Below are 14,544 nucleotides of genomic sequence, written 5' to 3' on the forward strand. Positions count from 1 at the left end.
CTCCGAGTGCAGGGCCAGAGACAGAACTCAAACCGAACGATTATCTGGAGATCAGCTCATGAACAAGGATCAGGTGAAAGGAAAAACGAACGAGATCAAGGGCAAGATCAAGGAGACCACCGGCAAAGTGACCGGCAACAAGAGCACGGAATACAAGGGTAAAGCCCAGAAGCATGGCGGAAAGGCGCAAATTATATACGGAGATCACTAGTGTCCGGTTAAAAGTGCTCTGAATCCCGAAAATCGCATGTTTTACAGCACATTACAAGCGGAAAAAGGTGTCCCCGATTTGAACGCGGAGTTCGCGGTGTATAACCAAGCCGATACCGTGCCCTCCGGAGTGGCAAATGAACATCGGCAAGACGCTTTTTGCTCAGATTATGGATTTCCTTCCCTGGAAGACTTTCCACCGCACCGTCGACCGATACGACGGCAACCGGCGAGTGCGAACTCTGAGCTGCGCCGAACAGTTCCGCTGTATGGCCTTTGCCCAGCTGACCTACCGCGAGAGCCTGCGGGACATCGAAGCCTGTCTCCAGGTTCAGTCTGCAAAGCTTTACCACATGGGCTTTCGCCAGCCGATTCGTCGAGCAACTCTTGCCGATGCAAACGAGTCGCGAGATTGGAGAATTTACGGCGACTATGCCCAGCATCTGATTGCACAAGCGAGAAGCCTCTATGTCGACGAATCCATAAGCTCGGGTCTTCCCGATACGGTTTACGCACTCGACTCAACCACCATCGACCTATGTCTGTCGATGTTCCCATGGGCACCATTTCGCACGGCAAAAGCGGCAGTCAAACTTCATACCCTGCTGGATCTGCGCGGATCGATTCCCAGCTTCATTCATATCTCCGACGGCAAGCTGCACGACGTCAATGTTCTAGACTTGCTGATTCCGGAGGCAGGTTCGTTTTACGTGATGGATCGGGCCTACCTGGACTATGCTCGACTATTCAATCTGGCCCAGGCCGGCGCCTTCTTTGTAATCCGGGCCAAATCAAACCTGGACTTCCGGCGGGTCTATTCTGCTGCTACAGATCGGCAAGCTGGGCTGATCTGCGACCAAACTATTGCGCTCTGCGGCCAGCGTCCAAGCAAGTACTATCCTCAACACTTGAGACGCATTCGCTTCAAGGACCCGGAAACCGGAAAGACCCTGGTATTTCTCACCAATCAGTTCCAACTCCCGGCTCTTACGATCTGCGCGTTGTACAAAAGCCGGTGGCAGGTCGAGCTGTTCTTCAAGTGGATCAAGCAAAATCTCCGTATCAAGTGCTTCTTCGGCCGATCGGAGAACGCAGTCAAGACACAAATTTGGATTGCTGTGTCGACCTATGTGCTGATCGCCATCATCAAAAAGCGTTTGGACCTCGATATTTCGCTGCACGCAATGCTACAGATTATCTCCATAACTGTATTTGAAAAAACACAGTTGAAACAGGCGGTTACGATCGACCGAAGCGATCTGGATCAGATCAAAGACGGTAACCAATTGAATCTATTCGGCTTTTAAACCGGACACTAGTGTACGGAGATATCAAAAACGATGCCGGCAAGGAGGCGAAATGAATCATTCATCGACAGAACCGAACACCAGGCAATCCGCTGCAAGCAACATGCAGGCTGGAGCTGCACTGCTGAGCGCCAGCACCATTACCGGTGACGAAGTCCGCAACAGCCAGAATGAAAATCTCGGAAAGATACAGGACGTCATGCTCGATACGGCTGACGGCAAGATACGGTACGTGGTTCTCGCATCTGGTGGCTTTCTGGGGATGGGTGATCGCCTGTTCGCAGTTCCGTGGAAGGCCCTGAAGCTGGACAAGGAGAATCATTGTTTCAGGCTCGACGTTGATGTCGAGCGTTTGAAGAACGCGCCTGGTTTCGACAAGGATGAATGGCCGAATATGGCTGATCCCACATGGAATTCGACGGTCGAGTCCTACTACGACGCCCGCTGATCGAATTGGCCTGGAGAAAACCGGAAGATCCGGATAGCACAGCCTGTCCGGATCAACCGTTCCAGCAGGGCCATGTACGGACCAGACCAGGAAGAGCAGTAGCGGAAAATCCCGGCTGCGCTTCCGGAAAACTACTTGGAATGACGGAATAATGATTCCTCATCCACGACAAGGAGATTGAAGTGATGAATAGCAAGATTCTGGGTATTGTGTTGCTTGTTGTCGGCGCGATTCTGCTTTTCTTTGCCTATCAGCAGTCCCAAAGCCTGGGCGATCAGGTGTCCGAGGCCTTTACCGGCCGTTTCACCGATTCCACGATCTGGTTTCTGATCCTTGGCGCGGCTTCTGCAGCAGCCGGTGTCGGGCTGCTACTGTTCGGTAAATCCGCACGCTAGAGGGGTACATTAGTGACCCACTTGTGGCCCACCAGACCGGTAGTACGCCCGCAAAGAGTTGTTCAGAGGCGCCCTGGCGTTGTATTTTGACGCTCTGCGCTTTGTGCGCAATTATCTGTGCAAGCTTGGGACATGGCCCCAACACGTGAAAGGAATCCAATGCGGCCTATACTCATAACCGGCACTGCCGGCTTTATCGGCTCCCACGTCGCCCTGAGACTTCTCGACGATGGCCACCGGGTAATCGGTTACGACAATCTCAACGACTACTACGACGTCAATCTCAAGAAGGCGCGCCTGGCACGCTTTGAAGGACACCCCGGTTATACTCACATTACTGCTGACCTGGCTGACCGTGAGGCGGTTGAGAATTGCTTTGCCACTCATCGTCCCGGCCACGTGATCCACCTGGCCGCGCAGGCCGGTGTGCGATACGCAGCCGAAAACCCGCATGTCTATGTCAGCTCAAACGTCACTGGAACGCTCCATATTCTGGAGGGATGCCGACACTTTCCGGTGGAACATCTGATCTATGCCTCGACCAGCTCGGTCTATGGCGCCAACACGAATATGCCGTTCAAGGAGGCTGACAGCACCGAACATCCGTTGACGCTGTATGCGGCAACCAAAAAAGCCAACGAGATGATGGCGCATTCCTACGCCCATCTCTATGCTGTTCCCTGCACGGGTCTTCGCTTCTTTACCGTTTATGGCCCGTGGGGGCGCCCGGACATGGCGCTTTTCCTGTTCACCAAGGCGATCCTGTCCGGTGAGCCCATACAGGTATTCAATTACGGCAAACACCGTCGCAGCTTTACCTACATCGACGATATCGTCGAAGGCATCGTGCGCATCCTGGAGTGCCCTCCGAAGGTCGATCCCGGCTGGAGGGGCGATACTCCGAACCCGGCTATCAGCGGTGTCGCCCCGTATCGCATCTACAACATAGGCAACGAAAACAGCGTCGAACTGCCGCGCTACATTGAATTGCTCGAAAAGGAACTTGGCAAGAAAGCCGAGATGAATATGCTGTCGATGCAACCCGGTGATGTTCCCGATACCGAGTCCGATGTCACCCGCCTGGAAGAGGCGGTTGATTACACACCCAGGGTCAATGTGGAAGAGGGTGTGGCCAACTTCGTCAAGTGGTACAGGGATTACTATGACTCGAACCGAGTGTCGCGGCGCGAGGATGGTATTGGGGCTGGGGCAAAGCGCTAGAAAAACCACGGCACTCCGCTAAGGGAGTGCCGTGGGTCAAAACGTATAGCAAATGTCGACGTTGCTTACCGGGAGGCGAAAGCCTCATAAGAGAATTTCTGTCCGCCGACTGCGGCTTCGGCCATCAAGCCTTTTTCAGCCATGGTGAATACGGCCACGCCGTCCCTGAATTGGGCATTTGCGCCTGTGCCTGATTGCAAAGCAACTGCTGTAGCCTGTGCGCTGAACTCATAGTTGCCTTTTTGGAACCTGTCCAGTGCATGGGTATCTTCAAATACCAGGATCTGGGTGTAGGTCTGGCCACCGATCTGAGCGCCGACGGTTCCCTGGCTCACATCGGTAAAACCGATCGGTACGCCACGCTGATAGACGATGCCACGCCCATAGGCGCCGCCAATACCCATGCCGCCTTTGCCAACGGTGGGGAAAACCGCGTAGCCGGGTGCATTCCGGATGATTGAATCAAAACCCGGGTTGACCGATCTGGCCTGGCCCAGTGCTGTGTCTGCATCCCGCATCAGCTCTTTTCTGTCATCTACAGTACGGGGTGCCGTAGCGCAGGCGGCCAGGAAGGTAATACCCACGACCGAAATCAACAGGCCATAGGCGAACGTGGTTAAGGGTGTTCGTTTGCTTGAAGTAAACATGCTTGGTACCTCTGATTGTGCTCGATAAACGTGCTCCATATGAGCACACAACCATCAGAGTAGACAGGTTGCCATTACAAGTCTGTGCGCTGGCGCACCGGTGACCAGGGGCCAGGAAAGCAAAAGCCCGCACCAGGAGGTGCGGGCTGACATTTTCGTGTGCCCTGATTGACGGGTTCAGAATGCTACGAGCACGATCTCTGAGCAGACACTGCTGCCGGCTTCGCAGATTCTGTATTCCAGTGTGCCGCCGCCTCTGATGTCAGTGTGGTCGGTAGTCGACCCGGAGTTCGCGATTGTGGCGACCCGCCTGCCATTGCGGAAAAGGTCGACGTTTGACGTGGTAGCGCCGGCCCAGGTGATGTCGGCTGTCCAGCGGCCTTTTGTGCGGTAGCCTGTGGCATCGATCGAGATCCCGGCATCATCACTGCTGCTGTCCTGGACGTTGACGGTCTGACTTGCCGAGCTGCTCTGGCCGTTATCGTCGGTAACGGTCAGGGTCACGGTATAGCTGCCGTCAGCGCCATAAGTATGATCGATCACCGCACCGGTAGCCGCTTTGCCGTCGCCCAGGTTCCAGGCATAGCTGAGGGTCGAATCGTTGCTGTCGCTGGTGAAGCTGCATTGCAGGTCATTGCACTCGTAACTGAACCCGGCTGTTGGCGGATCGCTGGGTGGACCATCGGAATCATCGACCGGAGTGTCATCCTTGACAGTTCCCCATTCAATAGCACCGATATCCGGGCCGGCACCAACATCTCGCGCCAGGTTGTGGAAATCTACCGGTGGGGCAAAGGTGTAGTCGGCGCTGTCGATCAGAGCGCTGTCTGACAGCGGGTGAGCATCGAAGCTTGACAGACTGTCGTCTGTAATGCCCGGCGGGCCATAGCACAGGCTGCTGCCGGGGCAGGCGTTATGGCGAACACCATCGATATAGTTACTCTCCCATACGATCTCTTCGTTGCTGCCGGAATAGTAAAGGCAGCTCTGCTTGCCTGGATCCTGAAAGTAGGGCTTGCCGAGAAACAGGTTGTTGAGCATGCGCAATCGTGACGTGCTGGTGCCACTGCCGCCGCTGACCAGGCAATTGCCTTCACCGACAATCGTGTTGTTGATTAGGTCGGTTTGGGAAGAATTGCTCAGGCCGACATAGATGGCATCGCCCATTGCGCGGCAGTGGTCCCCGTCGAGCATATTGGGATGATTGACAAAGTACGAGCAGTTGCCAACAACTAGTGAATTTTCGATGATCGCGCTGCGGGACACCTTGATCTGGTTGCCGGCATTGCCTTCGACCAGCGTCCGGCGAATGGATACCCGACCGTTGTCATTGAGGTAAAGCAGGTCGATGCCATCGGACGTGTTGTGATGCACGGTGCTGTCTTCGAATACCCAATGACCACCTGTTGCCCCGGTGCCGATGCCGTCGCCCCAGCCGCCGCCTTGCTGGGCCCAGCAACCAAAGATCTCCCCGGTGTCCCATCGCTCTATACAGCCGTTCCACCCGACGACCGATTCCCTGAACGTGATGGTGCCGCTGTTGGCAGTGCTGGAGCCGATGTTGCCGTCCCAGCCTGCCCACCCGTTGGCGCGGATCTCGACGCGCTCGAGCAACCAGTCGCTGATGCGACCCGCATGAACACCGCGATTGGACAGGCCATGGATATCCAGGTCACGCAACACGACGTTGTTTGAATCACGGCCGGAGATTCCGGTGGAGGCCCAGTCGCCATACGGCGCTGAATCCCGGTTGCAGGCAGCGATCTCTCCTTCGCACTTGCCGCTGTGGCAGTGGTGCTCGACACAACTGGCGCGGTCGGTGATTTCGAGACAAGCCAGTTCCAAGTTTGAACTGCCCTCGAGGTTCACGACCATCCATGCCCGTTCCGTACCCCACAGTTCCGGGGCCTGATCACAGCCGTCCGCATGCCCTTCACCAAGGATTCGGGTGGGCTGGTCCGGCGAGGGACCGCTGGGGATGGGCGGCATGACGCATTCCCAGGGCCAGCTCTGACTGCAATTGTCGGCACCGGGGGCGCCGTAGCCCATGCGGTAGTCGCCTGAGCCGATATGAAGCGTATCGCCACCCTCGATTCTTGCCGTGCCAGCCGGCGGCAAGGCCATGAAGGGATGGTTCCAGGCACAGGCCTGGCCGGTGCCGCTGCCCGGGTAAGGGCTGTCGGCAAGGCCGGTACACTGACTGGTATCGCCACCATCGGGACGAACGTAGTAGGTGGCAGCCGAAGCTGCTGGTACCCCAAGGATGAAAAGCAGGCATGCGAGTGCCAATCGGTCCGTAATGGACCTTGCGCTGAGTAATATCATTGTCTTGATTTTCCTGGACTGGTCCGCATGTCGGGCATGCGGTGGGCATAGTCTTCTAAAGCAAGTGAAAAGTATCCCACCTGCTTTGTTGGAAAATCATTCGACGAGGGTTGGCTGGATGTTGAATTGGGAGTGCGCTATCACAAGGCCGCCAGGCAATGGTGAGCAGCTGCTCAATGTGTGGTAGCGGACAGCGCGAAATCAGCTGTGTTGGTCAGGATTTGATCTGCTCGGTCGATATGATTCGACTCGCCGTGCTGGCAGGTTGCTCCCGGGATTCCCGTATCGTTGATGCTTGCTCGGTGCCGGTCGAGGTTTCAATTCGGTCGGCATCATAATCGGATGTCATGCTACGAGTCAGCCCGACTTTTGCCTGGCTCCATACCGCGACAAGAAATGCCGTGAGGGCTACGGCCAGAATCATGCCGGTGATGCCGCCGAATGCAATTCCCCAGAAGAACACCGAGATCACGACTAATGCAGGGTGCAGTCCCGAACGATTTGCCATGATTTTTGGCGTCAGTATCCAGCTCTCCACGAGCTGTACGATAGTGAATACGAGCAGGCTGAGACCGACTAGCTGAATACCTCCGAACGGCTGCATATATGCCCAGGGTAGTACAATCAGCAGTCCGATCAGCGTGCCCAGGAAGGGCACGATGTTCAGAAGTCCCAGGATCAGTCCAATCATGATTCCACCTTTCAGGTCGATCAACGTGAAACCGAGGGCAAACATGGCGCCCATGATCATGGCAATGACGAGTTGGCCTTGAAAGAAACCGGTCACCTGCGCCAGGAAAACCTCAACGAAGTAGGTGATCTTTTTTTGTGCCCGGTCGCTGAACACCGTCAGTGTCTCGGCAAGGTGGTTGTTCAGGTGTCTGCCGGACAGCAAGCCAAAGAACAGTAACAGGGGCACGAAACTCAAACCGGCCAACACGCCACCAATCGACTGCACCGAACGTCTGGTACTCTCAAGGCCCGGCATTACCACCTTGAATTCACTGTCCTGCGCGCTCTCCATGATGATCCGTGTAAAGGCCGGGAAGTTGGTGAACATGAAGTCCCGCCATCCCGCAAGCATTGCTGGCACTAACTCGGAGAATAGAACAATCTCACGAAGCAGGGTGGGCACGACCATGACGATGAATCCGGCAATGGCTCCCATGAAAAGCAACACAACGATGCTGGTAGCAGCCGTTCGATTCAGCCACTTCCATCGTTCAAGGTGGTTAAGCACGGGGTGCAGCACGAGCACGAGGATTCCAGTCACGCATAGCGGCATGATCAGGTTGTAGAAAAATGCCACTGCTACACCGAGGATCCAGATCATCCCTGCAACGATGCCGATCATCGCGAGGATGGCAAACATTATCGCTGTCGCTCTTAACAGGCGGCGCTCCACCGCACCAAAGAATTGGGTTTCAGCTTTCGCGTTCATGAGTTCTTTCGCATAGCCACGATCATCTTGATTTCCACTGGCGGTATCGGCCTCACCACTGTGCGGCATCGGGGGTTTACCTGCTGTTCGTTGACACACACAGTTGCTGGTTTTCCGGATGTGCTCCGTTCGCCATCGTACAGAGAGCCCGGGACAATGCATGCGACCCTGCCGTATGATCCGGCGTCTTGATGTCAGACGAACAGTTACGTTTTCCGCGATCGTGCTGGTCGCGCACCTGATCGGGTTTGCAACGTCATTGCACGCACTGATGGGTACCCGCACCGCGCCCGGCACCGTTGCATGGGTTGTATCGCTGAACGCCATCCCTTATCTGGCTGTACCCGCCTACCTGGTGTTCGGACGGGATCAGATTGAGGATTATGTTCAGCTACGGCGTGAACGTGTGAGTTTGCTGAACCGATCACTGGAGTCTCACCTGGTGGAACTGGCGCCATTCCGGAGCGAATGGAGCGAGAGCGATCCGAAGCTGCGCGCACTCGAGCAGTTGGCGCACATCCCGTTTGTCGACGGCAACCAGGCCGAATTGCTTGTGGATGGCAAAGCGATATTCGCAAGCATCTTCGACGGAATTGATGCCGCGCAGGACTACCTGCTGGTGCAGTTCTACATCCTGCGTGACGACAAACGGGGCCGCGAACTGCAACAGCAGCTGATCCGGAAGGCACGGGAGGGGGTGCGGGTCTACGTATTGTTCGACAGCATCGGCAGCCTCGATTTGAGCAGATCGTATATCAGCGAACTTATCGAAGCGGGTGTCGAAGTTCGTTCGTTTCTCCGACACAAAAGCTGGATCGATCGCTTCCAGTTGAATTTTCGTAACCATCGAAAACTCGTAATTGCCGACGGCAAGGTCGGTTGGATCGGTGGTCTGAACATTGGGGATGAGTACGAGTCGGAGGGTTGGCGAGACGCACATGCACGAATAGAGGGTCCGGCAGTGTTGAATTTGCAACTGTCGTTTCTCGAGGACTGGCGCTGGGTCACTGAGGATTTGCCGGCTGTCTCATGGCAGCCGCACCCGGTAAGCGATGCTGGAGTGCCGATTCTTATAGTTCCGTCCGGACCCGCCGACGAATTTGAAACCGCCAGCCTGATGGTGCAGCAATTCATCCATCTGGCCGAGGAGCGGATCTGGATCTCCAGTCCGTATTTTGTGCCCGACGAGGGCGTCGTAGGAGCCCTTAAGCTTGCCGCCCTGGGTGGGCTGGACGTGCGTGTGTTGATCCCCGAACGTAGCGACAGCCGTCTGGCCAGCCTGGCGGCATACAGGTACATGGACGCGCTGAGCGCGGCCGGCGTCCGCATCTTCCGTTATCAGCCGGGGCTGATGCATGCGAAGGTCTTTCTGATCGACGACCGCGGTGGGGCCGTCAGCACGGTCAACATGGACAACCGCTCGTTTCGCCTGAATTTCGAACTGACCGCACTGGTGGCCGACCCCACGTTCGCCGGCCAGGTCGAGCGGATGTTCGAGAACGATTTCGCCAGTTCACGCGAAATGGTCGAAAACGAAGTTGCCGACATGCCGCTCTGGATTCGCCTCGCGTCACGAGCAGCGAATCTTTTTGCGCCGGCGCTCTGAGCTTGCCGTGGCAGCATCTGCGTGGCGCAACGTACAGCTGACGATCAGTCGGATCTCGGCACAGGCACTGCTTCCGAAGCGTCCGGGCAGGAGTCCGGACTGTTGAAAGGGGCGGGTCTGCTGGGGCGAGAGTCGGCGGCCAACCGGGAATTAATTGCCGCCATGCCAGTCCAACCACTGAACCCCTGTCGCCGGATGCCATGAAGCCTGCCCGAACTCACTTGCTGGCAGTTGTCTTGATTGCCTTGGTGTTTCCAGCCATGGCGAGCAACAATTTCAGTGAGCAGTTGCGCCATCGCCTGGAGATCACGGCCGAACTTCAGCCGGCTGCCGGTGACGTGCTATTCGCACTCGATTCCCTGCGCGTGGTCTACGAGCATCGCGCGTGGCAGCCGCTGTGGCTGGATGATGGCCTGCAACCGAGCGCGATGCTGGAATTGGCGGTCGAGGCGCTGGACATGGCCGACGAACACGGCCTGGATTCGTCCAGGTACCACCGCCCGATGATCGAGGGACTGATTGATGAACTGGATGGGGCGGCTGTCAGTCCCGATCGGTTCAGTGCCCTGATCAGCCTGGAACTGCTGACCACCGATGCCATTCTGACCCTTGGCCATCACCTGTCCGAGGGCCGGGTCGACCCGGAATCGATCGATCCACAGTGGTTCATCCCGCAACAGTCGCCGAGCATGCTGGAGTGGCTCCGAGGACTGGAAGCCGATGCCGATGCAACACCGCGGTCCTTTCTGCAAGCGCAATTGCCCCGGCACGAGGCCTATCACACCCTGGTCCGGAGTCTGGCCCTGCAACGCGAATTCGCTTTCAGTGACCAGTGGACACCGATTCCGGGCGGCGGCCTGATCAGGCCCGGTGACCTGGATGAGCGCATCGCGGTGATTCGTCAGCGCCTCGTGCTGTTTGGAGGCCTGGATGAGGGTGGAGACAACGATGTGGAAACCGGCAGGTATGACGAGATGCTGGCCGAAGCGGTGCGCCGCTTCCAGCATCGCCATGGCCTGAATGCCGACGCCATCATCGGTCCGCGCACGCTGCAGGCGCTCAATATCACGCCGGATGAGCGCATCGGCCAGTTGCGGGCCAACCTTGAGCGCTGGCGCTGGATGCCCGATGATCTCGGTGATGAATATGTGCTGGTCAACATTGCCGGCTTCGACATGCAGGTGGCAAGCCACGGCCAGACAGTGATTTCGCAACGCGTGATCGTCGGCCAGCCCTATCGCCGCACCCCGGTGTTCACCGGCCGCATGACCTACCTGGTGCTCAATCCGTCCTGGGAAGTGCCGCAACGGTTGGCGGCCCAGGACCAGTTGCCGAAGATTCGCGCTGACATCGGCTACCTGGAGGAAATGGGTTTTGCCGTCTTGCAGGGTTGGGGCGCCGACGAGCTCAGGGTCGATCCGCACGAGGTCGACTGGCAGGCGCTGTCGGCGCGCAGTTTTCCGTACCGGCTGCGCCAGGCGCCGGGCCCGAAGAACGCGCTGGGCCACGTCAAGTTCATGTTCCCCAACCGTCACAACGTGTACCTGCACGACACGCCCGCGCGCGGGCTGTTCGCACTTGACGACCGGGCGGCAAGTTCCGGTTGCATCCGTCTGGAAGATCCGGGCCGGCTGACCGAATGGTTGCTGATCGAGCGTGACGGAAAGCACACGGCCGAATCGATTCGGCGTATCATCGAAAGCGGCGTGGAGACCACGGTCCGGCTGGACCGGGCCATGCCCGTGCACCTGTTGTACTGGACGGCCTGGGTTGACGATGACGGCATCGTGCACTACCGGCACGATGTCTACCAACGCGATGTTGCGCTGGTGCAGGCGCTCGATGCACCACCGCTGGAACATGATTCCGAACCATAGACTTCTACCAGACAGGAATCACTGCCTTGATCAGACACTTGCTCCTGCTGGCTTGCACGCTGGTCGTCCCGGTATCGGCCAGCACTGCCGCGTCCGATGCACAGGCGTTCGACTTCGGCACCCTCGATTACCGCATCACCTTCGGTGGCGACGACATTGCCTGGCGGGAGTTCGCCTTTTACGTGATGCCGGGAGACACGCTGCCGCTCGAGGTCCATGTCAATGGCGACAGCGAGGTAGAAATCAGCCATGACGGTGGCCGGCTGGACATGCAGTCCACGCATCAGGGAGTCTGGACCGCGCCCGGACAATCCGGGCTGTACACGCTCACTATCCAGCCGCAAGGCCGCGAATCGATGCGGCTCAATGTGCTGGTCAAGGTGCCGTTGGTCGCCGATGAAATCGAGGAACTCGACGGCTATCGCATTGGCCGGTATCCGGATCAGGCCCTGCGCGGCAATCCCATCTACCTGCCGCCGCACGGCCTGGTCGAGGTCACCCCGGAACTCATCGACCTGAAAATCTCGCCGCACTTCACCCTGGGCCAGTTCCTGTGCAAGCAGCAGCCCGACCACTGGCCCAAGTACCTGGTGTTGCGCGAGGCCCTTGTGGCCAAGCTCGAGATCATCCTCGCCGAGGTCAATAGACGAGGGATTCGTGCCGACTCGTTCGTGGTCATGAGTGGCTACCGCACGCCCTGGTACAACCAGGCCATCGGCAATGGCCAGTATTCACGCCACCAGTGGGGCGGCGCGGCCGATATCTACATCGACACCAACGGTGACGGGCGCATGGATGACCTCAATGGCGACGGCAGGAGCGGGTTGCGCGATGCCCGGCTGCTGCTCGGAATCATCGAGGATCTGTATCAGGTCAGTGAGTACGCGCATCTGCACGGCGGTCTCGGGTTGTATGGTCCGAGATCGCACCGCGGGGCGTTCGTGCACGTCGATGCCCGCGGCCACGAGGCGCGCTGGGAATTGCCCTGAAGCGCATCTACTGGCCGCCGATCCAGCGCCCGCCACTACAATCACAGCCGGCGAATTGACTCCCGGCGTGAAATTCTCAAAGAACCACTCAACCTCTAAAGCCCCATCGAGCTGTTTGTCGTCGAACTCTCCGGCTGGTCCGGTGCCTGCAACTGTGACCTGCTTCTCATTTCAGTCCTTCAACTCGATAAAAGACTTGACGCTGCTAGCGGGAACGTCGGACGATGCAGCCTGGCGATTGGCTCGGGATGGTTTTTCTTGCCAACGAGGTCGTCGATGATCTCGGGAGAAGCGATATCAGGAGCTTTTGCGCGCGATTTGGTGGTCTGGTGCTTGTCCTGGCCTGGACGCTTCCTGGTGTCCATGCCGACTATGATTTCCCGGCCCGCCCTTACCTGGAGCAGAGCCTGTTCCGTGCCGCCGAGCAATTCCCCGACGACCTGCCCAACCAGCGCTGTTGGGCGGCCGCCAATGCAATCTGGGAATACACGCTTGATCGATTCGGCCCGGATCACGCCCAGGCCTGGCTGGCGCCGTGGTGGCAAGGCGGTCGATGGCGCAAGCTGTGCAATGGGCAAGGCTTGCGCGCCAGGCAATCACGCCACTGGGGCGTTACCTGCCCGTATCGCTCCTGCCCGGAAGGGGAGGGGCCCTATATCAGCATCAATCATGACCGCATCTACTCGGGTCATTGGCCCGAGCCCTGGCTGCACGGGCGCTTCTACTACGTCGTGGCGCATGAGATGGCGCATGCCATCGGCCACTACTACGGCGACCCGAACTGGGCTGATGACCACTGGGCCGATGGGGTGGCACGCGCCTTTGGCGCCTCGGTCTGTGCACATTCTCCTTACTGCCGTCGTGGCCCACCCTACCCGAAGTTCCGACCGCAAGAGCTTGCCGAAGCAGTGATTGTTCCGCCGTTGGCTCCGGTTGAAGACCGACAGTGAACCCCAACGTTGCATAAAATTCCGGAGTCAGAAGCCTGGAGAGTAGCGCAGGCGGAAACGATAGGGCGGTTTTGCGAAGCAAAGAAGCCCTGGAGTGGAGCCGTCGCGCGTGTAGCGATTCTGGCCCGGAATTTTATGCAACGTTGGGGTGAATGCCCGTTGTTCTGGATTCTGGTCGTTGTCCAGATCTATTGAGTGACTTGAATCGTGCCCGACTCAATCATCTGGCCACCGGCTACCGGAGAATCCATACGGGCGTTGTATGTGATCGTGCCGACTCTTCCGAAGCAGAGACTGGCGCTGCCATTGGGTTTGATCGTGGCCGACTCCTGCTGCCGCCGGAACAGATTGGAAAAGCCGGACTGACAAACCACATCGTCGAGCGCACCGTCGAGGAATTCCAGCTTCACATCGGTGCTGCGCCGATTGACCCAGCGAACTTCATCGCCTTGCCGCACCCGCAGAATCACCGGCGTCATGCGCTCCTCGAACTTTACGTCGTGGATCGTGCCGGTTCTAGAGCTGTCCGCGATCCCGGCGGTACCCTTGATTGCAGCACAGCCGGCGATAGCCAGAAATGCCACTGCGATGGTCAGGCATTTCAAGATCACTAGACTCTTCATTGTGTCTTTCGTCCACTGATTTGTCTCAGATGGCCAGTCTTGCATTCATGTCGCATCAGGGTCTGTTCGCTATCGAACCTATCCAGGCCATGTTCGTATCAGTGTGGCGCAACGTACAGACGGGAAGGCCGGTCAAGTTCACAATGCTGAACACTTCCTGACGGCGAGACATTCAACCCTCGGTGATAGTGCCCGCTGACATTCAGGTCACGCGGTAGGCCCTTTGGAGCGAAAGTCATGAAAACGAACACTAATGAACGTGCAGTGCATCAGACCGTCGACGCCGCAGCGGCCGGCGCTCACAGGGCTGTCGACTGGGCAGCCGACACAGCTAACAGCGCAACGGACAGCCTGGCCGATACGGGCCATGAAATGAAGGCAACGCAAGAAAAGTGGCTGGCGACAGCGCGCGAGTTTGTACAGGAGAACCCGGCAACCTCGCTCGGCATAGCGCTTGCGAGTGGCTATCTCCTCAGTCGCCTCCTGCGGGCAAGATAGGAGCGCT

General features: G+C 57.8%; 14 protein-coding genes. 10 read left to right on the forward strand and 4 right to left on the reverse strand.

Going from position 1 to position 14,544, the window contains the following annotated elements; translation table 11 throughout:
* Window positions 1–58 precede the first annotated feature (58 nt).
* The 5 genes from IC757_RS13545 (at window position 59) to IC757_RS13565 (ending at window position 3,581) form a co-directional block, all read left to right on the forward strand.
* Window positions 59–211 (forward strand): CsbD family protein, encoded by a 153-nt coding sequence (locus IC757_RS13545; RefSeq protein ID WP_190974826.1) that lies wholly within the window; start codon window positions 59–61, stop codon window positions 209–211.
* 136 nt (window positions 212–347) lie between these two features.
* Window positions 348–1,517: an IS4 family transposase gene (locus IC757_RS13550; RefSeq protein ID WP_190974041.1), complete on the forward strand. Its 1,170-nt coding sequence runs from the start codon at window positions 348–350 to the stop codon at window positions 1,515–1,517.
* A gap of 52 nt (window positions 1,518–1,569) precedes the next feature.
* Window positions 1,570–1,965 carry a PRC-barrel domain-containing protein gene (locus tag IC757_RS13555; RefSeq protein WP_190974827.1) on the forward strand — a complete coding sequence of 132 codons (396 nt, stop codon included), beginning with the start codon at window positions 1,570–1,572 and terminating at the stop codon, window positions 1,963–1,965.
* 185 nt (window positions 1,966–2,150) lie between these two features.
* Window positions 2,151–2,360 carry a DUF3185 family protein gene (locus IC757_RS13560; protein ID WP_190974828.1) on the forward strand — a complete coding sequence of 70 codons (210 nt, stop codon included), beginning with the start codon at window positions 2,151–2,153 and terminating at the stop codon, window positions 2,358–2,360.
* 159 nt (window positions 2,361–2,519) lie between these two features.
* A complete protein-coding gene (locus IC757_RS13565; protein ID WP_190974829.1) occupies window positions 2,520–3,581 on the forward strand; it encodes an NAD-dependent epimerase in 1,062 nt (353 codons plus the stop codon).
* Between the two features lie 65 nt (window positions 3,582–3,646).
* Here IC757_RS13565 and IC757_RS13570 read toward each other — a convergent pair whose 3' ends face one another.
* The 3 genes from IC757_RS13570 to IC757_RS13580 all read right to left on the reverse strand — a co-directional run bounded on the left by IC757_RS13570 (window position 3,647) and on the right by IC757_RS13580 (window position 8,063).
* Entirely contained in the window at window positions 3,647–4,228 is a 582-nt protein-coding gene (locus IC757_RS13570; RefSeq protein ID WP_223846142.1) for a YSC84-related protein, read from the reverse strand.
* 177 nt (window positions 4,229–4,405) lie between these two features.
* A complete protein-coding gene (locus IC757_RS13575; protein ID WP_190974830.1) occupies window positions 4,406–6,553 on the reverse strand; it encodes a PKD domain-containing protein in 2,148 nt (715 codons plus the stop codon).
* Window positions 6,554–6,767: 214 nt separating this feature from the next.
* Window positions 6,768–8,063, reverse strand: coding sequence for an AI-2E family transporter (locus IC757_RS13580; protein ID WP_190974831.1), 1,296 nt, complete (start codon window positions 8,061–8,063; stop codon window positions 6,768–6,770).
* Between the two features lie 106 nt (window positions 8,064–8,169).
* On the opposite strand from IC757_RS13580, the gene cls reads away from it, so the two are divergent.
* The 4 genes from cls (at window position 8,170) to IC757_RS13600 (ending at window position 13,416) form a co-directional block, all read left to right on the forward strand.
* On the forward strand, window positions 8,170–9,600 hold the full coding sequence (cls, locus tag IC757_RS13585; protein WP_190974832.1) for a cardiolipin synthase: 1,431 nt from the start codon (window positions 8,170–8,172) through the stop codon (window positions 9,598–9,600).
* Between the two features lie 260 nt (window positions 9,601–9,860).
* Window positions 9,861–11,477 (forward strand): murein L,D-transpeptidase, encoded by a 1,617-nt coding sequence (locus tag IC757_RS13590; protein ID WP_190974833.1) that lies wholly within the window; start codon window positions 9,861–9,863, stop codon window positions 11,475–11,477.
* A 26-nt stretch (window positions 11,478–11,503) separates the two neighbouring features.
* Complete coding sequence (locus IC757_RS13595; protein ID WP_190974834.1) at window positions 11,504–12,466, forward strand: hypothetical protein; 963 nt, start codon at window positions 11,504–11,506, stop codon at window positions 12,464–12,466.
* Between the two features lie 248 nt (window positions 12,467–12,714).
* Window positions 12,715–13,416 (forward strand): hypothetical protein, encoded by a 702-nt coding sequence (locus IC757_RS13600; RefSeq protein WP_190974835.1) that lies wholly within the window; start codon window positions 12,715–12,717, stop codon window positions 13,414–13,416.
* 188 nt (window positions 13,417–13,604) lie between these two features.
* On the opposite strand, the gene IC757_RS13605 is transcribed toward IC757_RS13600, so the two are convergent.
* Window positions 13,605–14,084 (reverse strand): hypothetical protein, encoded by a 480-nt coding sequence (locus tag IC757_RS13605; RefSeq protein ID WP_190974836.1) that lies wholly within the window; start codon window positions 14,082–14,084, stop codon window positions 13,605–13,607.
* Window positions 14,085–14,276: 192 nt separating this feature from the next.
* Between IC757_RS13605 and IC757_RS13610 the strand changes: the two genes are divergently transcribed.
* Complete coding sequence (locus tag IC757_RS13610; RefSeq protein WP_190974837.1) at window positions 14,277–14,537, forward strand: DUF883 C-terminal domain-containing protein; 261 nt, start codon at window positions 14,277–14,279, stop codon at window positions 14,535–14,537.
* The last annotated feature ends 7 nt before the right edge of the window (window positions 14,538–14,544 follow it).

The sequence above is a fragment of the Wenzhouxiangella sp. AB-CW3 genome, assembly GCF_014725735.1.
Classification (GTDB): Bacteria; Pseudomonadota; Gammaproteobacteria; order Xanthomonadales; family Wenzhouxiangellaceae; genus Wenzhouxiangella.